Origin of the sequence: Enterococcus sp. DIV0703, assembly GCF_051711065.1 — a bacterium.
Lineage (GTDB): Bacteria > Bacillota > Bacilli > Lactobacillales > Enterococcaceae > Enterococcus_B > Enterococcus_B hirae.
In genome coordinates this window covers 293,646-320,304 of sequence record NZ_JBIOLX010000001.1, presented here as the reverse complement: position 1 = coordinate 320,304, position 26,659 = coordinate 293,646, and the positions used below count along the sequence as shown (strand labels likewise).

At 36.7% G+C, this 26,659-nt stretch carries 22 protein-coding genes; 6 read left to right on the top strand and 16 right to left on the bottom strand.

From position 1 onward, the window contains the following. Positions 1–24 precede the first annotated feature (24 nt). From treC to IGK81_RS01510, 3 genes are all read right to left on the bottom strand, one after another. Positions 25–1,653, bottom strand: coding sequence for an alpha,alpha-phosphotrehalase (treC, locus tag IGK81_RS01520; protein ID WP_034699232.1), 1,629 nt, complete (start codon positions 1,651–1,653; stop codon positions 25–27). Between the two features lie 269 nt (positions 1,654–1,922). Then, positions 1,923–4,634 carry an ABC transporter permease gene (locus IGK81_RS01515; RefSeq protein WP_034699235.1) on the bottom strand — a complete coding sequence of 904 codons (2,712 nt, stop codon included), beginning with the start codon at positions 4,632–4,634 and terminating at the stop codon, positions 1,923–1,925. 9 nt (positions 4,635–4,643) lie between these two features. Continuing rightward, on the bottom strand, positions 4,644–5,345 hold the full coding sequence (locus tag IGK81_RS01510; protein WP_010720230.1) for an ABC transporter ATP-binding protein: 702 nt from the start codon (positions 5,343–5,345) through the stop codon (positions 4,644–4,646). A gap of 163 nt (positions 5,346–5,508) precedes the next feature. Between IGK81_RS01510 and IGK81_RS01505 the strand changes: the two genes are divergently transcribed. From IGK81_RS01505 to IGK81_RS01495, 3 genes are all read left to right on the top strand, one after another. Next, positions 5,509–6,114 carry a cysteine hydrolase gene (locus tag IGK81_RS01505; RefSeq protein WP_034699238.1) on the top strand — a complete coding sequence of 202 codons (606 nt, stop codon included), beginning with the start codon at positions 5,509–5,511 and terminating at the stop codon, positions 6,112–6,114. Between the two features lie 84 nt (positions 6,115–6,198). After that, positions 6,199–7,224 carry a ribose utilization transcriptional repressor RbsR gene (rbsR, locus tag IGK81_RS01500; RefSeq protein ID WP_034699241.1) on the top strand — a complete coding sequence of 342 codons (1,026 nt, stop codon included), beginning with the start codon at positions 6,199–6,201 and terminating at the stop codon, positions 7,222–7,224. A 320-nt stretch (positions 7,225–7,544) separates the two neighbouring features. Next, positions 7,545–9,650 carry a glucosaminidase domain-containing protein gene (locus IGK81_RS01495; protein ID WP_034699243.1) on the top strand — a complete coding sequence of 702 codons (2,106 nt, stop codon included), beginning with the start codon at positions 7,545–7,547 and terminating at the stop codon, positions 9,648–9,650. A 370-nt stretch (positions 9,651–10,020) separates the two neighbouring features. Here IGK81_RS01495 and IGK81_RS01490 read toward each other — a convergent pair whose 3' ends face one another. The 10 genes from IGK81_RS01490 to IGK81_RS01445 form a co-directional block, all read right to left on the bottom strand. Further along, positions 10,021–11,829 carry an FtsX-like permease family protein gene (locus tag IGK81_RS01490; RefSeq protein ID WP_034699246.1) on the bottom strand — a complete coding sequence of 603 codons (1,809 nt, stop codon included), beginning with the start codon at positions 11,827–11,829 and terminating at the stop codon, positions 10,021–10,023. A 14-nt stretch (positions 11,830–11,843) separates the two neighbouring features. Next, complete coding sequence (locus IGK81_RS01485; RefSeq protein WP_034699249.1) at positions 11,844–12,596, bottom strand: ABC transporter ATP-binding protein; 753 nt, start codon at positions 12,594–12,596, stop codon at positions 11,844–11,846. A gap of 6 nt (positions 12,597–12,602) precedes the next feature. After that, positions 12,603–12,989, bottom strand: coding sequence for a YxeA family protein (locus IGK81_RS01480; RefSeq protein WP_034699252.1), 387 nt, complete (start codon positions 12,987–12,989; stop codon positions 12,603–12,605). A gap of 801 nt (positions 12,990–13,790) precedes the next feature. Continuing rightward, on the bottom strand, positions 13,791–14,660 hold the full coding sequence (locus tag IGK81_RS01475; RefSeq protein WP_034699254.1) for an SPFH domain-containing protein: 870 nt from the start codon (positions 14,658–14,660) through the stop codon (positions 13,791–13,793). A 26-nt stretch (positions 14,661–14,686) separates the two neighbouring features. Next, positions 14,687–15,181 (bottom strand): DUF5348 domain-containing protein, encoded by a 495-nt coding sequence (locus IGK81_RS01470; RefSeq protein WP_010720238.1) that lies wholly within the window; start codon positions 15,179–15,181, stop codon positions 14,687–14,689. 407 nt (positions 15,182–15,588) lie between these two features. Beyond that, positions 15,589–16,422: a DUF4097 family beta strand repeat-containing protein gene (locus IGK81_RS01465; RefSeq protein WP_010736937.1), complete on the bottom strand. Its 834-nt coding sequence runs from the start codon at positions 16,420–16,422 to the stop codon at positions 15,589–15,591. A 17-nt stretch (positions 16,423–16,439) separates the two neighbouring features. Beyond that, positions 16,440–17,054 carry a DUF1700 domain-containing protein gene (locus tag IGK81_RS01460; protein WP_010720241.1) on the bottom strand — a complete coding sequence of 205 codons (615 nt, stop codon included), beginning with the start codon at positions 17,052–17,054 and terminating at the stop codon, positions 16,440–16,442. After that, positions 17,047–17,364 (bottom strand): PadR family transcriptional regulator, encoded by a 318-nt coding sequence (locus tag IGK81_RS01455; RefSeq protein ID WP_010736935.1) that lies wholly within the window; start codon positions 17,362–17,364, stop codon positions 17,047–17,049. Before IGK81_RS01455 ends, IGK81_RS01460 begins: the two co-directional genes overlap by 8 nt. Before the next feature lie 326 nt (positions 17,365–17,690). Next, complete coding sequence (locus IGK81_RS01450; RefSeq protein WP_010736934.1) at positions 17,691–18,716, bottom strand: HAMP domain-containing sensor histidine kinase; 1,026 nt, start codon at positions 18,714–18,716, stop codon at positions 17,691–17,693. Next, a complete protein-coding gene (locus IGK81_RS01445; RefSeq protein WP_010720244.1) occupies positions 18,713–19,387 on the bottom strand; it encodes a response regulator transcription factor in 675 nt (224 codons plus the stop codon). The genes IGK81_RS01450 and IGK81_RS01445 overlap by 4 nt, the downstream gene beginning before the upstream one ends. A gap of 141 nt (positions 19,388–19,528) precedes the next feature. Here IGK81_RS01445 and IGK81_RS01440 point away from each other — a divergent pair, with 141 nt between their 5' ends. The 3 genes from IGK81_RS01440 (at position 19,529) to IGK81_RS01430 (ending at position 23,985) form a co-directional block, all read left to right on the top strand. Continuing rightward, positions 19,529–21,865: an ABC transporter ATP-binding protein/permease gene (locus IGK81_RS01440; RefSeq protein WP_010720245.1), complete on the top strand. Its 2,337-nt coding sequence runs from the start codon at positions 19,529–19,531 to the stop codon at positions 21,863–21,865. Between the two features lie 531 nt (positions 21,866–22,396). Beyond that, entirely contained in the window at positions 22,397–22,912 is a 516-nt protein-coding gene (locus IGK81_RS01435) for an RNA polymerase sigma factor (protein WP_034699256.1), read from the top strand. An 11-nt stretch (positions 22,913–22,923) separates the two neighbouring features. After that, positions 22,924–23,985: a DUF4179 domain-containing protein gene (locus tag IGK81_RS01430; RefSeq protein ID WP_034699258.1), complete on the top strand. Its 1,062-nt coding sequence runs from the start codon at positions 22,924–22,926 to the stop codon at positions 23,983–23,985. 66 nt (positions 23,986–24,051) lie between these two features. Here IGK81_RS01430 and IGK81_RS01425 read toward each other — a convergent pair whose 3' ends face one another. The 3 genes from IGK81_RS01425 to IGK81_RS01415 all read right to left on the bottom strand — a co-directional run bounded on the left by IGK81_RS01425 (position 24,052) and on the right by IGK81_RS01415 (position 26,642). Next, on the bottom strand, positions 24,052–24,339 hold the full coding sequence (locus IGK81_RS01425; RefSeq protein WP_034699260.1) for a DUF1905 domain-containing protein: 288 nt from the start codon (positions 24,337–24,339) through the stop codon (positions 24,052–24,054). A 120-nt stretch (positions 24,340–24,459) separates the two neighbouring features. Continuing rightward, positions 24,460–25,173, bottom strand: a complete 714-nt coding sequence (locus IGK81_RS01420; protein WP_034699262.1) for a DUF4811 domain-containing protein — start codon at positions 25,171–25,173, stop codon at positions 24,460–24,462. Then, the gene (locus IGK81_RS01415; RefSeq protein ID WP_034699264.1) at positions 25,170–26,642 is read right to left on the bottom strand and encodes an MDR family MFS transporter; all 1,473 of its coding nucleotides are present in this window, start codon (positions 26,640–26,642) and stop codon (positions 25,170–25,172) included. Before IGK81_RS01415 ends, IGK81_RS01420 begins: the two co-directional genes overlap by 4 nt. Between the last annotated feature and the right edge of the window lie 17 nt (positions 26,643–26,659).

Sequence of the window (26,659 nt, the reverse complement as noted above, 5' to 3'; positions counted from 1 at the left end):
AATTTTTTTCTCTTGATCTTTTATTTACTGGATCAACAGGGCGATCGCTTGATAAGGCCTTAGGGTCAATTCCTCTTGGATAAGAGTATTGGCATAATTGCTGATAAGCGGTTGGGCACTAACAAATTCTTCTGGGATCGTTATGGTCGTTTCATTTTCGTAAAAATTAGTTAAAACCAATAATTTTTGTCCGTCTAATTGTCTTAAATAACCGTATACTTGGGGATGATCGGGTTCATAAGCTTGATAGTCCCCTGATGCAATTACAGGATATTGTTTTCGCAATTGAATCAATTTTTTGTAGTATGCGAAAATCGATTGCTCAGATGTACGTTCTTGTTCTACATTGATGACCTCATGATTTGCCGCTAACCCTAACCAAGGTGTTCCTGTGGTAAAGCCTGCTGTTTCATCACTTGTCCATTGCATCGGTGTCCGAGCGTTATCTCTGGATTTCGCCTTGATTCGCCGAAAAGCTTCTTCTTCCGAGAAGGATTGGTTCAGCATTTCTTGGTAAGCATTTAAACTTTCTACATCGACGTAATCATCGATATGCTGAAAGTCTGGATCGATCATCCCAATTTCTTCCCCCATATAAATATAAGGCGTCCCACGATTCAAATGGATCATCGTCGCTAACATTTTAGCCCCTTCTGTGCGGTATTTATCAATTGCTACAAAGCGGTTGAGGGCTCTTGGCTGGTCGTGGTTATTTAAGAACAACGCATTCCAGCCATTTCCTTTACTCATCGCTTCGCCCCATGTATGGAACAGACTTTTTAAAGCTTCAAAATCAAAAGGTGGCGTACTCCATTTGTTTCCATTTTCGTAATCAACCTTCAAATGATGAAAATTGAACACCATCGAAAGCTCATTCCGACTTGGTTCCGTATACAAAATACAATTTTCAATCGTCGTTGAACTCATTTCTCCAACTGTGATGATTTCTGGATCTTGACCAAAAGTTTCCCGATTTAATCGTTGAAGATACGTATGAGTAATCGGCTTGTCAGTATATTCTGCTTTTCCTTGGTTCTCTGCATTATTTTTGAGTTCTTCATCTTTCCCGATCACGTTGATTACATCAAAGCGAAAGCCTTTGACCCCTTTAGACATCCAAAAACGAACAACTTTGAACAACTCTGTTTGCACTGCTTCATTTCGCCAATTTAAATCTGCTTGTGTTTGATCATAGAGATGTAAATAATACTTACCCGTATCTCCAAAAGGCGCCCATGCATTACCACCAAATTTAGATACCCAATCGGTTGGCTCATCTCTTAGAATAAAAAAATCTTGGTAAAAACGATCGCCAGCTAAAGCTTTTTGAAACCATTCGTGTTCTATTGAGACATGGTTTAAAACCATATCAAGCATAATCTCTATATTATAGCTCTTTGCTTGTGTGACTAGTTCTTCAAATTCTTCCATCGTTCCAAATAGTGGATCAATCGCTACATAATCAGAAATATCATAGCCATTATCTTTTTGTGGACTCGGATAAATGGGGTTCAACCAAATCATATCGACCCCTAGTTCATGCAGATAAGGTAATTTTTCTTTGATCCCTTTTAAATCGCCAATCCCGTCACCATTACTATCACGATAAGATTTAGGATAAATTTGATAAACTACTTTCTCATTAAACGACATCCTCATTCGCCTCCAATCAGCTATTATTCCAACTTATATATACAAGTTTACAAATCCTATTATAAAGGAAAAGGAAGCGTTTATCAAGGACAGAGCTAAGTCCTCTAATAGGAAGACCTCACCCATTATAAACTGTCGCACATCCAACAAATTGGCATAACAAAACCTGCGTATTATTTTCCCTATACCAAATTTTCTTTTCATCAACCAGTTACTTAATAAAAAAACTTCTTGCAAAAGTCTACTCAACTTTTAGCAAGAAGCTTTTTTTATTCGTTTGATTTCAAAGCATCAATCATATTGATATTTTTCAGCTTGAAGTGGGTCGCTATCATAACGATAACTGTAAATTCAATAGTCAAAACAGCAGAAAGAGCATATGCTTTCCAAGTGATCACTAAGGGGAAGATCACCGTCTCCATTGAAGCCTGTTGTAAAATAAAGTCAGTTAGGACGTAGCCGATGCCAAATCCACCTACAATACCAACTAAAGTAAAAATAATATTCTCCCTCACAATATACATCGTTACTTCTTTATCAAAAAAGCCTAGTACTTTGATCGTTGATAATTCCCGCACTCGTTCAGAAATATTGATATTGGTTAAATTATACAACACGATAAACGCTAACAGCCCTGATAAAACGACAAAAATCACAACGATTGAATCGAGGTTCGCAAGTGATTCTTCTTGGGTTTCCATTTGTTTCGAAACAAATGATGTATTTGTTACTGCATTGGTTCCCAATAGCTTTTCTGACAAAGCATTCTCTTGTTTTTTAGACATTGGGTCAGCTTGAACTAAATAAGCATTTGTAGAAGCTTCGTTTCCTGATACTTTTTGATAATAGGCAGGGCTCATATAAACAAAGTTTCCTAAATAGTTTTGAGCAATGGCTTTCACCGTAACCGATAACTCTTTTTGGTCATCCGTGTACAATGAAAGGCGGTCTCCTTCAGATACATCAAACAGTTCGGCAGCTTTTTGTGTGAGGACGATTCCTGAATCATTCAACTCCATGTTACGTCCTTTTAATGAGATCAAGTGAATAAACGGTGATAGACCTTTTGACGTTTCCGGTATGATCATCGTAACGCTTTGAGTCGCTTGTCCTTGTTGCCGAAGCTCGATCGTTTGCATGTTTACTGCTAGCAAATCAGTAATTTTCGGATCGGATTCTAACTGTTCCTTTGCTTTTGTTTCACTGTTTTCTGTTTCTCCATCTAAAGTGACAATTGCTTGGTAATTCGTAATTGGGCCAAATTGTTTATCAGAAACAGAGCTTAAAGAGTCTTTCAATCCTACGCCTGCTACCATTAAACCAGCACAACCAGCAATCCCAACGATTGCCATAAACATTCTGGATTTATAACGGAACAGATTTCGATAACTGATTTTCTGATTAAAGCTTAATCTTGACCACAGTGGTGTGATATATTCCAATAATATTCTTTTGCCTGGTTTTGGCGCTTTGGGTTGTAATAAAGCTGCCGGTCTTTCTCTTAAATCTTTGAATAAGACAATCATCGCTGCACCAAATGCAGCGATAAAAAACGCCACTGCCGCTTGTAAAATCGGAGACCAATCATAAAAAATGACTGCTGATCCGATATCATAGCGTTCATTCGATAGTTCAAAAATAATTCTTGGTAATAGATTGGTTCCTAAGACGGTTCCTAAAATAATTCCTAGACCAGAAGCTAAACTTGCATAAATAGCATATTTTTTTGCAATTTCAAGTTTAGTATAGCCTAATGCTTTCAAAGTACCGATTTCTCGTCGGTTTTCTTCGACCATCCGTGTCATCGTCGTAAAAGTGATCAATGCTGCAATAAAGAAGAAGAAAACAGGAAAAACATTAGCAATGGCTGCGATCCGTTCAGCTAAATCACCAAATTCTTGAAAGCCCACATTATCGGAACGCTCTTGGAAACGATAGGTTGGTTTTTCCAAACGATTGATCTTTTCTTCATTTTCGGTAATTTGGGCCTGTGCATCATTCAGTTTTTCTTGTTGTTCAGCGACTTGCTTTTCTTGCTCAGCTAGCTGTGCTTCTTGCGTAGCTAGTTCATTAGTTGCTACTGTTCGTTGTACTTCAGGCAATTGTTCGAGCATTGAACGTTGTTGCTCTAGTTGGGCTCTGGCAGCTGCCAATTGACTTTGTGCCAGACTAATTTGTTCTTGACCAGCACTCACCTTTTCTTTTTCTGGTTGTAAAGACTCCTTAGCTTGTTCCCTTAGTTCAGTTAAACGTGCAGCTGGTCGATCTTGGAAAAGTTTCTCCACGCTTTTTTGGTTTTGTGCCATTTTGTCCCGATATTCTTTACTATAAGTATCAAAGGATGAAACATTTTTAAACGTTAAGTAAATAACCGATTGAATGTCTGTGTTAAATTCTGTTTCAGGTAAATAAACAAAATAATCGATTGTGCCGTTCCCGACATTGGCAAAACCACGTTCTAAATTATTGATGAAAAGTGGCGATCGTACAAATCCAACAATTTGATAGTCTTTCTTTTTCACGTTGTCAGAATCGATCGTATACGTTTCGCCTATTTTATAGCCTAGACTTTTTGCTTTTTCATCTAGTACGAGTTCGTCTTTATTCTTTGGTAAATGCCCATCTACTACTTCTAAAAGGTTTTGTTTATTTGATTTTTTATAAGAAAAGACTTGCACAACTTCGTTTTTACTTGAGCTGGAATAATAAAATTGTTTTCCCGTTTCCAGTTGTGCATCAGGGATTTTTTCGGCTCTAGTTACGTCTTGTTCCGTTAAACCACCAGTTGAAATGATTTGTAAATCCGATAGATTGCCTTTTTCAACATAGTGATCCATCGTTTTTTGCATAACCGGCCCCGCCGTTTTAACGCCTACGAATAACAAGGTCCCTAGCAAAATGATCAATACAATGGCAATAAATCTGCCTTTCGATTGTTTGATTTCTCTAGCACTTGCTTTAAGATATGTTTTTGTTTTCATAGCCCCTCCTTACCACACAATCTCATCAATGGTTGAAGGATGATCGTTTGTTTCAATCGAACGGACTTTCGCATCGTTGATATGGATGACACGATCAGCAATCGGTGCTAAGGCAGAATTATGAGTAATGATCAACACCGTATTTCCATGTTCTCTACTCGCATTTTGTAATAACTTCAACACCTGTTTCCCTGTTTCAAAATCCAACGCACCTGTTGGTTCATCACATAGAAGTAATTTCGGGTTTTTTGCTAATGCTCGAGCAATGGAAACACGCTGCTGTTCTCCTCCTGAAAGCTGTGAAGGAAAATTGTCCAGCCGATGTGCCAGACCTACTTGTGTCAATACCTCCACTGGATCTAACGCATCTGGTGAAACTTCTGTTGCCAACTCGACATTTTCTTTTGCTGTTAAATTCGGTACCAAATTATAAAATTGAAATACAAATCCGACATCTGTTCGACGATAGGCGGTCAATTGTTTATCGTTGAACTGAGCGATGTCTGTCTGATCAATGATGATTTGCCCTTCATCTGGCTTATCCATCCCGCCTAATATATTAAGAACAGTTGACTTCCCTGCACCACTTGGACCAAGTATAATGACTAGTTCTCCTTTTTTGATCGCAAATGAAATATTATCATTTGCGGTAATCGTTGTTTCTCCCATTTTGTACCGTTTACATTCGTTGATTACTTCTACATAGCTCATCCTTCTTCTCTCATCTCCATCTCTTTACGAATAAAGTCGCTACTTTTTATTTTACCATTGAAATGAATCAGACTAAAGATTTGATAGACGATTCATTGACAAATACAGAAATTATGTTTTACTTACATGGAAAACGATCTATTTATTGAAAGAAGGAAAACCCATGACTACTACAAAATCACCTATTCCACTCGAATTAGCAAAAACAGCTTTTTTACCGATCGATCTCCAAAAAGGAATTGTGAATTCTGGGCAATTATTCCCTTATGATGCAACCACCATCCTCTCAAACAATCAACTGATTGCTGAGCAGTTAAAGCATACACCTGCTTGGAATATACTAGTCAATGTCGATATTACCAGCTTTCAGTATTTGAGTGCTAAAAATGACCGAGCACAAGCAGGTGCTTTTTATACCCCCCCTAAAGAATTTACTGATTTATTACTTGAACCTACCACCAAAGGAACACAAAACACACTCACGATCACTAAACATAATCCAAGTGCTTTTTTTGGAACGTCTTTAGATGCCCAACTTCGTCGAAGAAAGATCGATACGCTCATTCTTTCAGGTGTAGCAACTTCAAACGGTGTCTATGCCACCGCTTTAGATGCTTTTCAACATGGTTACCATGTTATTGTTATCGAAGATGGTTGTAGTGATCGAGATCTAGATCTTCATACGCTCTTTTTTGAAAAAATGTTTCCAAAAACAGCACGAGTGCGTACAACCAAAGAAATCCTTCAAGCAATCGAAGAAGCCAGATAAAGGAACCAAACACGCCTTGTTTTTCATTTACATTGCTGGTTTTCCATGGGAAAATAAAAGTAACCGTTAGATAGGAGTATCAGAATGAAGAAAAAGAAAATAACGATTAAAGACGTGGCAAAACATTCTGGTGTTTCCATTGCCACTGTTTCATTGATTTTAAATGGTAATGAAGAAAAATTCAGCGCTAAAACAGTTGAAAAAGTGCTTGCTTCAAAAGACATTCTCGGCTATCAACCTGACTATGTCGCTCGCCAAATGATTACGAAAGAAACAAAAACGATTGGTGTCCTCGTGCCGGATATCACCAACCCTTTTTTTAATACGCTAATGCGTGGAATTGAAGATGTGTTATACAAACAAAACTTCGTGACGATTTTATGTAACGCTGATTCTGACCATCAAAAAGAAATTGAGTATTTAGCTGAATTAGCACGACGAGGCGTCGATGGGTTTATCATAGCTACTTCCGCTGTTTCGACTACAGCAATCAATGAAAATCTCAAGAAACAAAATCGACCTTTTATTGTGTTGGATCAAAAAAAGGCTGAAGGATTTAGTGATGCGATCAGCACAGATGATTTTCGTGGAGGATACTTGGCTGGTACACACTTACTTCATTTAGGTCACCAATCCATTGCGCTCGTTTATCCACAAAATCCCCCTGAAAACGTCTATCGTAGGATCGAGGGTTTTAAACATGCACTAGATTTTTATCAGCTCTCGCACGACAATTTATTGTTACTACCTACTCATTTTTCTAAAAATGGTGGGTACCAGGTCGTTCCAACGATTCTTAATTCCTCTGCGACCGCAATCTTTGCCTTAAACGACGAGCTCGCTTTTGGTATTTATCGTGGGTTGGAAGAACATGGAAAGAAAATCCCCGAAGATTATAGTGTGATTGGATACGATAATGTGGATATGTGTGAATATGTCAAACCAAAATTAACGACGATCGCTCAACCAATTTTTGAATTAGGACAATCTGCTGCTCAATTATTATTAGCCCGTATCCAGTCACCTGAAAAAGAATGGAGCGAAAAATTATTACCAGTAGAATTGAAAAAAAGAGCTTCAACTAAGCGTGTAAGTAGCGTTTGTGAATAAATTATGAAGAAAAAAATAAAACATGATGAAGTATTTTTGTGTTTTATTTTTTTTGTTTTTTACGGTCGTTATTTTTACAAATATTTTGTAGAAATCTATCTCCTTTGGTACAATTTAAGTAGTATGACCATTTCCCCCAAATTTGTTCTCCCCCAACAAATTAATGGCATGCAGAATAATTAAAATGTTAAAGCGAAGCGACTTATTAGAAAAAAGAATCGTAGCTTATTAATCAAAAAAATCAGATCTTTGTTATGTATTAACAACAGTTGCATGAGCATAGAGACTCGTCACAAGCAAAAAGAAAAGGAGTACCGCATATGAACAAAAATAAAGCAATACGCCTACTTGCTGCATCTTGGCTGATTGCTCCAACGATTTTATCGACTCAAGCTGTTTTTGCAACAGAAAACCAACCAACAACTACAAGTAGCTCACTTGTTTCGGGAAGTGATTCTGTAACTTCAACAGCCTCAAGTACAGACACAACTGAATCGTCCACCACAGATTCATCAGCCACAACTGGCTCAACGGGCGAATCATCAACCACTGATTCATCAACGACTGAAACAGGTGAATCAACTGAGAAACCTGCGGAAGAAGTTGCGACACATACACTGACAGTTAATCCCGAATTACTGGGGAAAATTAAGCTGTCTGTTATCAGTAACGCCCCTCGAGAAGAAAAAGAGTTGACCATCCAACCTAATGGCACGGTCAGTGGATTGAAAGAAGGAACGAAAGTGTTCTATGAAATCACCCCTCCTAAAGGTGAAAAATTACTTTCTTTCCAAGTAAATGGTGCCCAAGAAGTGAATTATCAAAAAAGATTCTTTGTCGTTGGTGTAATGGATCTATCATTGACTGCTTCATTCAACACACCAACTGTTCCATCTGAAGACTCTTCTACTCAGGATACGACTAATTCAGCTGGAAATACGCAAGATTCTTCTCAAACGACAAAACCTAATGATACAACGAAACCTAGCACAGATAAAAATAAACCAACTGATAGTTCAAAAGAACAATCGAAACCGTCAACGTCAACCAGTAACGATTCAGTTGTTTCAGCGAATACCAATAATTCTTCCAATCACCAAACAAATGACAAAAATAAAGGTCAACAGGCAGGAATTGAAAATCCTGTAGACGGGTCCTCCGATTTTGTCAGCAAAACACCGATTGAAACAACTTTACCAACAAACACGACAGCAGTTCAAAAAGAAATCGTGAAAGAAGCCTATAAATATTTAGGCAGACCCTACGTTTGGGGAGCAAAAGGACCAAGTACATTTGACTGTTCGGGTTTAGCTTATTATGTTTACATGAAAGCCACTGGTCATTATATCGGTGGATGGACAGGTGAACAACAATACGCTGGAACACAGATTCCAGTAGATCAAGCACAACCAGGTGACTTAGTATTCTGGGGACCTTCCTCAGGTGTCACTCATCACGTTGGGATTTATATTGGTAATGGACAATTTATTCATGCCCCTCAACCAGGCGACAAAGTTCGGATTACTTCAATTGCTGATTTCAGACCAGATTTTGCAGTACGTGTCAATATCGCAGGTCTACCAAGCGTGACTGACCAACTGAAAAACCAGTCTATTTTAGATGGTTTAAATGATTCATTCAACTTTACAAAAAATCAAACAACAGATCAGTTTTTGAAAAAAATTGCTACAAGCGCGCAAGAAATTGGTCAAAAAGAAGGCATTTACGCTTCTGTTATGATGGCTCAAGCGATTTTAGAAAGTGGTTCTGGCAATAGTTTGTTGGCAAGTGAACCAAACTATAATCTGTTTGGCATAAAAGGAACTTATGAAGGAAAAAGTGTTTTGTTCAATACTTTGGAACAAGACAGCAACGGTGCAAATTACCAAATCCATGCAACCTTCCGTAAATACCCTTCTTATAAAGAAAGCTTAGAAGACTATGCGAAATTGATCAAAGGCGGGTTGTCCAATAATAAAGATTTCTACAAACCAACTTGGAAATCTGAAGCCAAAAGTTATAAAGAGGCAACGAAGTATCTGGAAGGCCGCTATGCTACAGATAAACAATACGCCAAAAAATTGAATGCGATCATTGAATCGTATGATTTAACTAAATACGATGAACCGAAAAAAGAAGATAATAAAGAAACCAAAGTTAAAAATGTTTCAAAACCTTTGGTAGTACCTGTGTCTTGGGATAAAAATGAGATGTCGCTAGTTGACGTAGACACTTGGTCTTTAAAAACAATTACGAAAAAACCAGAATATCTTTCTACAATGAAAACACCAAATTACTGGGAATTGTACTTGCAACTATCTGCCAGAGAAATTCCAAAAACGACTGTCATTAAAGTCAAAGCCGACACCATTCCTTTATTGAAAAACTTAGCGATCATCCATCCATCATGGAGTAGATTAACTTAAAAAAAGCTATGACAGAAGTGTCTAGCTCTGAAAACAAGCCGGAGATGAGGTTGAGACAAGTTTTGTCTCAGTCTCTTCTCCGGCTTATTCATGTTTAGAGTGAACGTGTGATGTCTCAGATGTTTCTTGTTTTAGCGTACACAAAAAGCACACAACCTTGTAAGATTCAAGTAACGAACAAAAATCAAAGGAGTGTGCCTTTTGTTAAACTATTGGATCGTCCATCAAACCACTTCAGTAATCCATATGGAAATTTATTCCAGAAGCTGATATTACCTAGTCAATACCTCAGATGAACCAATGCTTCTTTTTCGTCTCTTTAACAAGTGCTATCGATGAAACCAACCAATTTCACCTATTTAGAGTATTTTTATTTCTCTCTTTTCAAAACAATACTTGTATATAACCAAACAGTCAATACATAGTAAATAAAGTACATGACAAAGAAAATTCCGAATGGTATCAACACATCACGATATGGATCATTCATTAAAAATTCAAATAGTCTTAAACCAAATAAGACATGGATCGCTCCTAAAATACCAGGCGCTAAGAATAAAACACCAATTTCTCGTCGAATCGATTGTCTTAATAAACCACGAGTCGCACCGATTTTTTCTAACATCGTATATCGACCAATATCGCTCTTACTACCTGAAAGAATCTTAAACATCAAGCAACTTGCTAACATCGCTAAGAACGCAATTCCTAGGAAGAAGCCCATAAATTCCATCCCTGAGAAAATACCATTCACTTGTTGATACATTTCATATTTTTGTCCACTCATAGCTTGGTAATCTTTCAACTCTGGATTGACTTGATTATTTTCTTTTACTAATGTTTCGATACCTGGTAAACTTGCTTCAAAATCTTTGACTGTAATTAATTGTAACGTTGTTTCTGGCAACGCTAATTGATCGAATTCACTCGCACGAACTAATTTTATTCCCTTCGCTTGTTGCGTAGGTAATTCGTTTTGTCTTAATGTCTCTTGCAACTCACTTGATTTTGCGATTTCTTCACCAGTTGCTGTCTTTACTTTGTTATCCGCAAAAGTGTTCCCACTATATGCAATATATCTAAGCGGCTCTTTTTCCCATTCATCATAATTGTAATAAACGTATTGTTCATCTTCTTTTTGAGCATAGATGTTATTTGACGTTGGATTTAGTTCTCTGACTTTTCCTTGGTCAATCTTTTGTGCATTGTTTAGAACTAAATCATAAGCGTTTGATGAATTGGTCAATGCGGAGATTTGATTTCTGAATCCTAAACCAACTGTTAACGCTCCTAAAGCTAAAGCAAATAAGATCGCTACCATTGAAAGCATTTGCGTATAGTCACGAATCCTAAAGCTTAATTGTGATAAGGTAAAGTTGTTCAACTTTTTCAATGAGATACCTTCTAATTTTTTCAGTAAAGACAAGAAGAAAATAATCACTGAATGGAAAATGAAATAGGTTCCCAGACAAATCGTTACGAGAGAAATCCCTAAACCAGACAATCCAATACGTGCAATTTCTGATAGAACGTAATAACCAACGCCTAATAAAACAACCCCTAATACAACTTCAAGTAAAAATAAAAATTTATTTTGTTTCATTCGTGTTGGTGTAGCTTCCGCACGAATCAATGTAAGAATTGGCTTTTTCACAATTGAAAAAGCATTGGTGATTGCTGCTAATAAAAACAAAACAGCAAAAAAGAAAAGAGTGATCAGAATACCCTTTACACTAAATGGTGTAAAATGCGTAATTGAAATGTTTAATTGTTCAACGAGTACTCGTTCCACAATACTTGTTAGCCCTACACCAATCGCAGAGCCAACGACGGTCGCCGTTGCACCCACAACAAATGTTTCGGTAAAAATCATTTGTGCAATTTTTCTGCCCTTAGCCCCTAACATCATAAACATTGCATAATCTTTCTGACGCATCGCCATTAAAAATGAATTAGCATAAAGGATGTACACAAAAGTAATGATTGCTAATAATACCGAGCCAAAATGAAAAATTAAAACAGTTGATCCAACGGTAGAATTACTTTCTAAAAACGCTTCATTGCTTGCGATTGACTCGAACATATAAAAAATAGCTGAAGTCATAACCAAACCTGAAAATAAAACAATATAATCTCTTAAACGCCCTTTAATCCCAGTAAGCGATAATTTCCAAAGCATGTTTTTTCCTCCCCTTACTGTTCTAGATTTCCTAAGATCGTTAGAATATAACGATAAAACTCATCACGGCTTTGTTCGCCACGTTTGACTTCTTCGTGGATACCGCCATCTTTGATAAATAAGATTCGTTCACAGTAGCTAGCAGAAAACGGATCATGTGTTACTAATAGAATTGAAACATCATCTTTTTGATTCAATTCTTTCATCGTATCTAGCAAATCACGCGCACTCTTAGAATCTAAAGCTCCAGTCGGTTCATCACCTAATAAGATCGTTGGTTGTGTAACCAAGGCACGAGCTGCTGCTACCCGTTGTTTTTGACCACCTGAAATTTCAGAAGGATAACTTCCCATGATATGAGAAATCGATAAACGTTCTGCTACTGCTTTGACCCGTCGCTTGATTTCTTTAGGTTTAACACCTTGTAAGGAAAGTGGTACTGCAATGTTTTCTTGTGCAGTTAAGTTTTCTAGTAAATTAAAATCTTGGAAAATAAAGCCAATCTCTTTCGCACGAAAGTCTGCTAATTGGTTTCCTTTTAACTTTGTTACATCGTTTTGATTGATTCGGATATTTCCGTCTGTGGGTTTGTCTAATGTAGATAAAATATTTAACAACGTTGATTTACCAGATCCAGAAGCCCCCATGATTCCGATAAATTCTCCTTTTTCTACTGTAAAGCTGATCCCACTTAAGGCTTGTGTCTTCTTCTCATTATTCTTACCGTAGATTTTTGTTACATTTTGAACCTCAACAATTTTTTCCATTTTCATCTATCCTTTACTTAGTTTTTCTTGTGCTAACTTAGGTATATCGTTTTGTTTGACTTCTTCATAAGAAGTGACACCTTTGCTTTTATTCCATGTAATCTCTAAATAGGCTCCTTTTCTTAAAGGACGCGGTTTTTGTCCATTAAATGTTAATATTTTTTCACTTCCCTTTTCATCATATCCGGGAAGAGTATATTTATATTGGATGGTTATTTCATTACGATTATCTTTTATTTCCTCTTTTTCTCCATCTGTCGTAATTTTGACATAGTAGCTATCGCCACCCATGATCATTCGATCCGCAATTTTTAGGCCCCCAAAGATAAAAACTACCGAACCTAATACCAACGCTGCAATGGAAATGCCAATCCCGACCAGTAGTTTCTTCATTTCCTCTCCTTCTTTCACATATGATAGGGCAATTATAAAAAAAAAGACCGTATTTTACCTTTGATTTAGCTGTCAAATATCTTTCAATATTGTCATTTATCTATCACAAAGCAAAAGAGTGATCCGCAAGCTTGAATCGAATCGTTTTTTATTTAGATAATAGTTTGATGAATTTTATAAAAAGAAGTTGAGATAAAAGTGTTTAGCATCAAGAAATAAGAAGGAATTTCCGAAAACTGCTTCTCATATTTTTTGAAGATGCTGCTTTGATCTTACTGTAAACAAGAGGTCAGCTCTTTGAACGCCGTGAATCAGAGGTCGTGAAAACATCGGGTAGCTCTGATGACAATAAGAAAGAATTTTTTGAAACAGCTTCTCATGTTTTGAAAAATTCAGGCTTATTTCAAGGAGCTGATGTTTGAACACCGTTTAAAGCAAGAGGCTGTGAAAGAAGCGTTCAACTCCGAGCGAATAAGAGAGGATTTTTTAAAATAGCTCCTCATATTTTAGAAAATCATCGCTTATTGTTGAGGAGTTGCTTCTTGAACGCCGTTTAGCAAGAGGTCGTGAAAAGAGTGACTTGACCTGAGCGTTAAGGATGAAAATCTTGAAACAGCTCCCCATGTTTTGAGATTTTTGACTTATCGCCGAAGGTCAGCTCTTTGAACACCGTTTATTCGTTTTTAGAAATACTAAAAAAGACTGAGTTTTGGCTCAGTCTCTGACTACTCTACTGTTTTATTATAGAAAAAATACAGTTGAAAAATTCGTTACAATCATACGATATTTACTCAATAATGGCTATTTTTCTTTCACTGTCCCTGTATTAATGACTGGTTGTGTTCCTTTATCTGTAATAATCGAAACAAGTAGGTTATTGATCAATTGGACTTTCCGATCATCTGTGAAATTGATTTCTTGTCCTGTTTCAATTTGTTCCAATGCCATTTGTGTCATCGTAACTGCTCCTTCAACGATCGTTTGCCGAGCCGATAAAATAGCTTTTGCTTGTTGTCTTTGTAACATTGCACTAGCAATTTCAGTCGCATACGCTAGATGATTCAATCTCGTTTCAATCACCTCGACCCCAGCAACAGATAACCGCTCTTGTAGCTCGTTGGCTAATTCATCAGAGATGGCAGTCGTATTGCCTCGCAAAGTCAAATCTTCTTCATTGAAAGTATCATAAGGGTATTGGCTGGCAATATGACGAATCGCTGTCTCACTTTGAATCTCAACAAAATCTTGGTAATACGCCACATCGAACAACGCCTTAGCCGTGTCAACAACTTTAAAGACTACGACGGCAGATATTTCGATGGGATTGCCGTCTAGATCGTTCACCTTTAAAACCGAACTGTTAAAATTTCGTACTTTTAAAGATAAGTTGATTTTTTGTGCAAACGGAACCGTTAAGAAAAACCCACTTTCTCGTATCGTCCCAATGTACTGTCCAAAAAACAAAATAACTTTTGCTTGGTTGGGACTAACAACCGTTGCGGAGCTTAGTAGTGCAATAGCAATCAACCAACAAACGAAACCCATGACCGTCTGGAAGATCGCTCCACTTGTCATGCCAAAATAGAATAAGAAGCCGCCGATACCAACTAATAACACCAAACCGATCAATCCAATATACCCATTTACATAAACCGCTTTCTTTTCACTCATCACTTAGTTCCTTTCTTAGACCATTCCTACATGATTGGTTTCTTTCTAATCCGTGCCATCACTCCCTCTAATTCTAATTCCTTATCTTCTGTGATATACCAACCACTCACTTGTGGTCCTCCGGAAGTTTGGGGTAGATATTCTAACCTTGTGCGTACCCAATGTTTTTCTTCAGTAAAATAATCTTCCACTAAAATCTCTAAATCAATTCCTGCAGAAAGAATCAAATTCTCTCGAACTGATTTGAACACAAAACGCTCTTTTTCTTCGTCGTACTTTAAGATCCCTGTATCTAAAATCGGCAAAGAGTAATAGTCTAATTCCCTCTTTACTTTCAATAAATGATGGAATACTTCATTGTAAACTTGTTCTAATTGCCGACCTTCTGAGTTATTCGGGTAATCGATCATCACACGTTCTTTTTTTGTATCATAATATTTATGATTAAGTTCCGTGAGATAATTATGTAATTTTGTTATTTCTAACTGTAGCTCTTCTCGTTTCGCTTCATCTATTCTCATCTATTTTTCCACCTTATTATCTCAGCTGTGTTTTCTCTATTTTCTCTTATTTTACTACAGATTTGTAAGTTAAGCGATGAAAAAAATCGTTCTTCCCCATGATACTGACCGATGTCTTAGCATCCTAACAGTCATGTCTGTTATATTAGCTAACCTATCTGAGAAAGTATCTATCAAACACCTATCTGAGATAAAAGATGTAAAATCGTTATCTAAATGTGAATAAACCGTTATTCGAAAAAAATTTTACGTGGATCATCATCCATAATCAACGACCGTCATTCAAAATCTTTTGAAAAAAATCGCTTAATCAAAAAATCGAAAAGTTCCAAAAATAGTTGCACCTATCTTTGAACCTCTTCGATTTATTTCTCTTTACTTCCTCTTAATGACAGACTTTATCCTTTTTAAACATCATACTGATGGTTTTCGTCAGCTATCACCACACTGCTATCATAACCAGTGATTTTTATATTGTTTTCTCCTTTGATCACTGTTTTGATTGGTAATTCTTCATTATTTTTTGTGACAGTTGACATCCCTAATAGATCAATATCTAATCCAATCTCTCCATTATCAAGAAAGTCTACATAGCAATTTTCTAACATAACTGTTCCTTGGGTATTTTTGAATCCATTTAAGAATAGATTCCCATACTTGGCATTCAATTCGATGTTTGAAATATCTGAATTATCAATATTTACATAACTTTGCACAGAATTTACTTTGACTTTTTTTCCATCAACTTTATTAAATGTAATGTATCCACCATTATTTGTAACGGAAACATTCTCACTCACTACGTCATTTAATAACAGTTGTCCTTGCTCTCCTTCTAACACAAGTTGATCTAAAGGAAGTTCGCTAGGAACTGTCAGAGTGATTTTGGATGTGTTATTCATTACATGAAACAAGACGTTTTGTTCACGACCATTTCCGTTAATCGTCAAAGTATCTCCTTTAGTAGTGACTTGAGGTTTACTTGCTTTTTCATACGTAGAGTTAACTTCAAAATTTTTGCCACGTTTGATCTCAACTTGTTGGTATTGTGCATTGACCACTATTTTGTTGATTTTTTCTTTTGTCGATATCACTTGTGAGTCATGGTTCATTTCGACCAATTGAGGGCCATTTTCCCAAGCAAGGCTTCGGTGCGTCCCAAACGCATAGGTTGTCCCAGCAAGTAAGCCACCACTAACCATCAACCCTAGACCAGCCATTAAAAAATATTTTAATTTCATCTTCACACCTCTTTTTCTTATAACTTCGACGAATGAATCGCACGTCTCGTTACAAAACGACGTCCAACCCACTTCACAAAATTCATCATCATTTTAAATATCCATTTTGTCATTTTCAGAAGGAGCGGCGCACAGAAGACGACGGTTCCAGTAGCGAATAGCCCTAATCCAACGTAAAATAATCCACTTTCTATCGACTGCCCCAACACACCAATACCCGAAACAACTGAAAATAATCCAAGTCCTAAAACAGTAATACAACCGACATAACCACCTACCAGCAAAGCGACTAATAGACATAATAACCCCACGATCACTGCAACAAAACCAATCGCCAAAGGAATCAACAGAGGGGAGGCACATAAGCCAATCACGATCATCCAAATCAACCGAATTTGTCGTTTAGAACTTCTTGGGTTGACTTCATCTGTTGCTGAATCATCTTGTTCAGAGAAATAATTGATTTTCAATTTAAGCGCAAACTGTTTAGGCGTACCATATTCTTCAATGATTTGATCAATTGTTTTGCCAGAATCTAAAAAATATTCTTCATAATATTGAATCAAATCGAATCGGTCATCTTCAGGAATCTCTTGGATTTCCTCTATTACCTCATCTAAATATTCATTCATGTTTATTATCCTCCAATAATCGATTTAAGGAATCTCGAAAGACGATCCACTCATCAATAATATCTTCTAACCGATTATACCCCGCTGGTGTTAATTGATAATATCGACGATTTCTTCCTTCAAAGGGTTCATCATAAGTATCTAAAAATCCTTCTTTTTTTAACCTTCTTAAGACGGGATACATCGTTGACTCACTTACCGACAGGCTTTCCTGTACGATTTTAGTCAACGCATAGCCATACATATCTTCTTTACTCAATGCAGCTAATACCGTGCCATCAAGCAATATCGTTGGAACTTGGATGTGCATTCCTTCACCTTCTTTTATACAATATCTTCTTTCACAACATATTATACTACATATAATATTGTTTTAAAATATAAATGTTGATTATTTTTAAATAAAACAGCATAATAGTCAGATCTAAAATCTATGAATAACGCTCCGAAATCAATTGCTGCTTCAGATTATTAGAGTTGAGCCATTTGAGAAAGACAAAAACATACTAAGATTAGTCGACGGAATACCTTACCCACTCATCTTAGTATGTTTCTTTTATAACGTAATTGATCTGGTTTTAGTTCATAATAAAACAATTGAATAGAACAACTACTTCATCATTAAAGTTTAGCTTTTTATTTTTTCAAGCTGATCACAGCTGTGGTTCCTACCTCAGGAATGCTGTTATAGCGTATCGTACCCTCATGCAATTCAAGGATTTTTTTTACCAAAGACAATCCCAAGCCATTGCCAGCCATCTGACGGCTTGTGTCTCCTTGATAAAATTTTTCAAAAATGCGATTTTGAGTTTCTTCGTTCATCCCTACACCTGAATCCGTTACTTCCAATAAAATATCTGTAGCATTTTGAGTCAAACGAATTTCGATCTTGCCATCAGGTTGATTATACTTGATCGCATTATCCATGATATTCAACCACACTTGGTATAAAAACTCTTCGTTTCCCTCATAAAAGACCGTATCCAAATCGATATGCAACTTCAACCCTTCCCATTTAGGTTGCAAAAACACGATGACTTCTCGTATTTGTTCATCTAAACGAAATTTATGCTTTTCGATTTTGACACTTTGGTTTTCTAACTTATTTAGTTTCAAGATATTTTCAGTCAACTGTGAGAGCTGAGTAATATTTTCAATCAATCGTTGCAAAAACACTTGCTTCTCTTCTTCTGGAATATCTGGTGCTTGTAACAATTGGACATAGCCTTGGATCGTCGCTAGTGGTGTTTTAAACTCATGTGAAACACTCGAAACAAAATCATTTCTTAGCGTTTCGATGCTATTGAGTTCTTGGACCATCACGTTGAAATCTTTATATAACTGTTGGACTTCTGCGACTTTGGGAGGTTCCTCCATTCGAATAGAAAAATCACCTGTAGCTACTTTACTCATATTTTTACGTAGTTCACTGATTGGCTTCAAGATCCTATGACCGACAAAGCCAGAGATTACCGTGCCGACGATCATGCTAAAAAAAGCAAAAACGAATAACGGATAGAGTGTTGGTCGTTCAGATGGCGTAACGTTTTGATGAGAAAGCAAAAAAATAAAGCCTAAGAAGCACAGTAGAGTCACTAATATTGAAACAAACACAATGCTAGCAAAGTAGATCCACAGTTGAGAGTATAATTTCTTTTTCATCTTTTGACCTCCGCTTTATACCCGAGTCCTCTAACGGTGATGAGCTGGAAATCTTCACTTGCTTCAAAACGTGTCCTTAATCGTTTGATATGTACATCGATCGTTCGTTCTTCTGTATTTGTATCCAGCCCCCAAATATCGTCCATCAATTGTTGTCTCGTAAAAATCTTATTCGGGTAAGCTAACAGTTTGTAAAGCAAAAGAAATTCTTTCTGAGGCAGCACACTGACCTTTTCATTTTGTCTCACTTCATACGTTTCCTGATCTAAGGTAGTATTTCCAATATTCAATTGATTACTATGATTGATTTTTGCTCGCCTTAATAACGCTTCTACACGTAAAACCATTTCATTGACATCTACGGGTTTCGTCATGTAATCATCCGTTCCTAACTGGAAACCGCGTTTTTTATCTTCAAAATCGGCTTTAGCTGTGATCATCAGCACAGGAAGCTCTATTTTTCCATCTCGTAAACTTTCCAACAATTCATAACCATCCATCTCAGGCATCATGATATCGGTAATAATCAATTCTACATGAAAATTTTCCAATCGTGCTAGTGCTTCTGTTCCACTACTAGCTGTGACTACCGAAAACCCAGCATGTTCTAATACTGAACGATAAAGCAATTGTAAATTTTCATCATCTTCTACTACTAATATACGGTTCATTTTATTCCCTCGATTTTTTGAAAAATTTCTTGTTTCTTTCTGATTGTTCATATTGAGTTAACATTCATTGATTATACTGCGTTTATTGTTCTGATATACTTTTAAGTATACCGAATATTCTAATAAGAAAGAAGGACGAATATGCTACAACTTAAAGATATAAAGAAATATTATAAAGTTGGCGAAACAACGACTAAAGCATTAGATGGCGTATCTGTTGCCTTTAGAAAAAAAGAATTTGTTGCCATTCTTGGTCCAAGTGGTTCAGGAAAAACAACGATGTTGAATGTCATCGGTGGCTTAGACAACTATGATTCCGGAGATATGGTGATCAACGGAAAGTCCACAAAAGACTTTAAAGATAGCGATTGGGATGCTTACCGAAACAATTCGATTGGTTTTATTTTTCAAAGTTATAACTTGATTGGACATTTAGGAATCATCGAAAATGTTGAATTAGGGATGACACTTAGCGGTGTGGCCAAAGAAGAAAAACGCCAAAAGGCTGAGGAAGCCTTACGCCGTGTCGGTTTAACGGATCATATGCACAAAAAACCAAACCAATTATCTGGCGGACAAATGCAACGGGTCGCAATTGCCCGTGCTTTAGCCAACGATCCAGATATCCTCTTATGCGATGAACCAACTGGAGCACTAGATACCGAAACAAGTATCCAAATCATGGAATTGATCCAAGAACTATCTAATGAGAAGCTAGTAATCATGGTTACCCATAACCCTGATCTTGCTCATCAATATGCAGATCGAATCATTGAATTTTCAGATGGTAAAATCTTGGCAGATTCACATCCTCATATCGAACGACCAAAAGATGATCAATTCAATTTACGTCGGACAAAAATGAGTTTCTGGACAGCCTTGAAACTTTCATTTAATAATATCCGCACGAAAAAGGGGCGAACATTTTTGACGTCCTTTGCTTCAAGTATTGGGATCATCGGGATTGCGATCGTCTTGGCATTATCTTCAGGCTTCCAAAAACAAATTGATAAAACACAGTCTGAAACGATGGCAAAATTCCCGATCACTATCTCAAAAGTGACAACTAATCGTTCAACAGATTCTGCTTCATTGGGTACGAGTAAAGCGGATTATCCAAATACAAAGCAGGTAACTGCTAAAATCAGTGATGAAGATAAAGCACAGCACACCAATAAAATCGACCAATCTTATGTAGATTATGTCAAAGATATCGATCCTAATTTAAGTAATAATATTGGCTTTACTCGTGCTACTGGTATCAATATGCTTCGCCAAGTTGATGGTAAAGTGCAACCAGTAAGTTTCTCTAACCAAAACCCTGAAAACGAATCATTATCATTATCAAGCACGATGTCTGCTATGACGGGTGTCGGTGTTTCCAGTTTTCCAACACAGTTAGACAATCAAAAAGAAAACTTTTTAAAAGCGAACTATTCACTGCTTTCAGGCAGTTATCCTGCTTCTGCGAATGACGTGGTCTTGATCGTAGATGGTAACAACAATACAAATATCAATGCCTTGAAAAACCTGGGCTTTGATGTAAAAGACGGTCAAAAACTAGACTTTGATCGCATTGTTGGGACAACTTTCAAAGTGATCAACAACAATGATTACTACACGAAATTACCTACTGGCAACTTTATTCCAAATACTGATTACGATACGATGTATGCTAATTCAACGAACGAAGTAAAAATTGCAGGGATTTTACGAGTGAAATCTTCTTCAACGATGAATCTTCTTTCACCTGGAATCGCATATAGTGATCAATTAACGACACAAATCGTTAACGAAAATAAAGATTCTGAGATTGTAAAAGCGCAAAAAGATAGTGATACGAACGTGATGTCCAACGAAAAAGTGGATGAAACAGCTAAACAATCACTGATCAGCTATTTAGGTGGTGACAGCATTCCAACTAGCATCATGATCTATCCAAATAACTTTGGTGACAAAGAAAAAATCCTTGATTACTTAGATGCTTACAACAAAGGAAAAGCAGAAGAAGATAAAATCATTTACTCTGACTTAGCAGGAACAATGACTGAATTGACTGGTGGTTTGATGGATGCCATCACTTATGTATTGGTTGCTTTTGCTGGTATCTCACTAGTGACAAGTATGATCATGATCAGTATTATCACGTATACTTCAGTCATCGAACGTACCAAAGAAATCGGGGTGTTAAAAGCATTAGGGGCTCGTAAAAAAGATATCACTCGTGTTTTTGACGCAGAAACTTGTATCTTAGGAATTTCTTCGGGCTTATTAGGTGTTTTGATTGCTTGGTTAGCAACGTTCCCAATCAATCATTTACTCTATCAAATGACTGATCTAAAAAATGTGGCTCAATTGAACCCACTCCATGCACTGATCCTCGTGATCGTCTCTACGATCTTAACGATGTTAGGTGGGCACATCCCAGCAAGAATGGCTGCTAAAAAAGATGCGGCGATTGCTCTGCGTGCAGAATAAACGATTGATATTGATTGAAAGAGATTGAGAAGTCCTTAGCAGCAAGAAATAAGAAGGAATTTCCGGCAATTGACAAGAAACACAAATACTTGTTTTCCCTGTTGATTGTCGTCTACTTGGTTCTTCTCAAATTTTTGGACAATTTCGGCTTATTGCCGAAGGTCAGACTTTGAACACTATTTATTCTTTTTTAGAGATACTAGAAGAAACTGAGACAAGTTTTAGCTCAGTTTCTTCTTTATTTTTTAGTCAGTAATATTATGTGTTAGAAACAACATAGCATGCACTGTTGACTGGATTGTAAGAATAGTAGATGTACCACTCTTGCGTGTAGACCCCCCAGCACATATTGCTTCTCCAATTGCAACTTTAGAGCTGTAGGTATTCCCTATTTCTGTACCTATGTTTTTTACAGTTAAATGATAGAATATGCATCTTTTAGAAAACGCTTAAATAGCCAAAATTATTTTTATGTATTTGAAACTTTTTCCTATTTATTTGACTCTAATAGATGTAAGAGAAAAAATCTTTATGAAGTGGGAGGAAAATCGTGTGCCCAGTGATTTATTTTTAGTAAAAAAAGCAAAGGAGGGAGATAAAGAGGCATTTGTCCAATTGTTTAAAAGTTATGAAGCTGTTCTCTATAATACAGCGCGTAAGTTTTTGAACAATTCAGAAGATATTGCAGATTGTTTACAAGAAACAGCATTGACGGCCTACAAAAATATCCAAAGCGTGCAAAAACCAGAATATTTTAACACCTGGTTATGCAAAATTCTCATTAATAATTGCAAAAAAATTCTCAAAAAATCAAAGAAAGAAACTTTTTATGTAGAATACGAGGAAGAAAAAAATACAACGATACATTCAATGGAATTAAAACACATGCTACAAAAATTAGATTTGAAATATCGAATTCCGTTGGTGCTCTATCACTATAATGGGTTTTCCATCAAAGAAATCAGCACGATATTATCTGAACCAGTCAATACAGTGAAGACACACCTTGCTCGAGGGAAAAAACTACTAAAAATAGAGGAGAGCTAGGAGGAGAAAAAATGACTATTTCTGAAAAGAAATTTATGGAAGAACTCAAAAAAGAGGAACGCTTACCCTCAGAAGTACGAACCAAATTAGAAGCCACCTATGACTCTATACGAAAGGAGAAACAGGTTCCACTTAAAAACTACATAAAAAAACGGGTTTATTTGATAGCTGTTGCCGTATTTCTCATAAGTATCTGTTTGTATGCTTACTCACCCTTAGGCACTGCAACTGCTAATTTTTTACGGTTTGGGAAATTTACTTCTGAAACATTGAATCAAGAAGGGTTTATTTCCAACCAACAACTTACAGCCTATGATAAAAAAGCAGATATACAGTTAACAGAACTCTATGTAGATAAAAATGAACTAGGGTTACATTTTACTGTTCATCTTCCAAAAAACTCGGAGCTTTTAAACAAAAAATGGGAGAAATATGGATTAAATTTTGGGATCAAAAATGGGCAAGATCAGTATTTGATTGATTTTCGTTCAGGACTAGCAGAAGAAAAAGAAGACTTGTCGCTATTCCGTTCGATCAATGAGGAACAGAGCATTGATCGAGAAACAAACACATTGGAATTTATTTACAATCTACATCCTACACAAACGGGCTCGGTTCCCTCTCTTGAAGAGACAACCATACAAATCAATGGCATCACAGCCTATAAAGCAAGTGACCCAAAAGCATATTCTATTTTTAAAGGCGAATGGGAACTACCTATTGATACAAGTAAGATCAACTATTTTGACGAAATAAATTTTACTCCAAAAAATAATCACCTTTTACCGATTGAGCGAGCAATGGCATATCCTACTAATTTTGTCATTCGTTTTAAAGATGAACAAGATTTTTTGAAAAAGTTGCCAAAACCAAAAAGTAATGCTGACAACAATATTCAATTAAAAATAGTAACTGAAAAGACGACAACCTATTACCCATATTCTAAATTTACTTCTGTTACTGAAGGGTCAAATAACTATTGGGATATGACTTTTGACTATTCTGGATATGATCAACAAGCCTCGATTTATCTCGAATTGAAAGGAATCGGAGAAATTGAGTTAGAAAAATAGATCGGATTGTGGCAAATCCATCATGGTAGTTAATAAAAAATGAGCAGAAGACAACTATCTTCTGCTTTAATTTTTTGGAATCACTTCTACAGAAACGATATCACCGATGTCTTTCTCAATTTTTTTACGAATATCTTTACGTATCCCTAAGATGTAGCAAATTGTTCCATCTTCGTTTTTCACCCCCATATTCACAATACTTCCCTCATATGCTACTCCATCAAATGTCGCTTGAACTTTGACTCGGCCTACACCAAACTCTTCTCTGAGATCATAAGGAAAAATGATATATGCGCCACCCTTACCTATTTCAGAAGCATAAATTTTTGACTGGAAAGAATATTTTTTTTGCATTTCCCCACCCCTTTTTTGTTCAGTATAACAAAAAAAAGGACTCTCCACAGCTGATCGTTCAACTGTAGGGAGGAGCCCTTTTTGAAATTAACTGATTCTTGCACTTACTTGATTAGCTGACTATTTATTTGCTTTGACTTCTTCAACTAATTTCGTTAATGCTTGTTGTTGGAATTGCGTTGCTAATTCTTTTGACAAGGTTGCTTGTTCTTCTGGCGTCATGGCTGGATTTTCAGTCACAGCTTTCATCAGACCTTCTTGTACAAAAGCCTTTGCGTCGCTTTCCATCGTACTTTGTTGTTCTTTTACTCGTTGCGCTAATGTTTTTGCTTGATCCGTACTTAATTCGATCCAATCAGCTGGAATTTTAAAGGTATTCACACGACTGGCATATTCGTGGTTATTGTCCGCTAGATTGAACCAGAATTTATACATATCATTTTTATAGACCCAATAAGTTGTTTTTGCTACTTTTTGCGCTTGACCAGTCGTACGTTCTACTTTATTGGTTTCATTATCAGTACCGGTAGCTTTTGGTTTCTTTTGGTCTTCACTCGTACGGTAAAGGTAGACTTTTTCAGTCCCGTCACCTAACGCTTGATATAAAAGCATATTTGCACTATCTGAATCAGCACTTGATACGATGTTAGTGGTTTTCGTTTCAGTTACTTTTTCCATGCCAAAATGGTTGGATAAATTAGCCACGATCAACCCTAAGGATGCCACAAAGACTAACCCAAAAAGTAATGATACAATTGTTTGCCAAGCTTTTTTTGCAAAGATATTCATTAGGGCAAAAGCCACTAAACTAATGATCAATACGAAAATAATCATGCTTTATCCCCCGCTTTCGCTAGAACAGGTTCTTTTCTCTTCAATAAGAAGGCAATCACAAAACCAATCACACCAAAGACGATCGCCACAAAGAATGCTGCGTGGTAACCAGATAATGTCGCATTGATCGCTTGGTCTTTATAAGTTAAAGGCGTGCTTTCTAAGACTGATTTTGCAGGTAGATTATCTTTTGTTACATTGGTCAATACACTGATCAAAATAGCTGTCCCAATCGAACTAGCAATTTGTCGGAAGGTATTGTTTACTGCAGTCCCATGACTGATCAGTTTGTTTGGTAAAGCATTCATACCAGATGTTGTTACTGGCATCATAACCATAGAGATCCCAAACATCCGAATCGCATAGAGAACAACAATATATAAAATAGGCGTTGTTTTTGTTAAGAAAGCAAATGGTGCTGTTGCAGCGGTTAGCACGAACATCCCGACAATCGCTAAACGTTTTGCACCGTGTTTATCAAAGATCGCACCTGTGATCGGCATCATCGCCCCCATAATCAAGGCACCGGGTAGTAACATCAAGCCAGAATGAAAAGCTGATTCACCACGGATATTTTGGATATATAGAGGAACAACCATTTCAGCACCGACCATCGCCATATTCGTTACACCAGCTAAAACTGCTGCAATTGTAAAGGTTGATGATTTAAATACACGCAGTTCCAAGAATGGATTTTCCAAACGAAGTTGGCGCCATGCAAATAAGGCAATAAATATTACCCCTACGATCAAGAAGCCGATCACTTTCGCACTGCCCCATCCAGCATCACCGACACTTGAAAAGCCATAAAGCAAACTACCAAATCCAATTGTTGAAAGGATAGCAGATAGAATATCGATACTTGGATTTGATAACGGAATAACGCTTCGCATCAAGAAAAAGGCTAAGACCAAAACTAAGACGACAATTGGTAAGACCATACCAAATAGATCACGCCAATGATAGTTATCAATAATATAACCTGATAATGTTGGTCCTAAAGCTGGAGCCAATCCAATAACGATCCCTGACATCCCCATGGCAGATCCTCTTTTTTCTGGTGGGAAAATCGATAACATAATATTTTGTAATAAAGGCATTGAAACACCCACACCACAGGCTTGGATCAAACGTCCAATCAATAAAGTACTAAAGTTAGGGGCAACAAAACAGGTAATTGTTCCGATTAAAAAGACTGACATTGCTGATAAATATAAACTTCTTGAACTAAATTTATTGATCAGCCAAGCAGTAATCGGAATCATGATTCCGTTAACCAATAAGAACCCTGTTGTTAGCCATTGAACACTTGATGCAGAGATATCAAAATCTTTCATCAGCGTAGGAAAAGCTGTAGTTAATAAGGTTTGATTTAATACCGTACAAAAGGTACCAATCAATAAAACGACAACTAATAGTGTCCGATTATATGGTTTGCCGTAAATATCTACGGGTTGATTTTTATTCATATTTCTCCTTCTTTCTG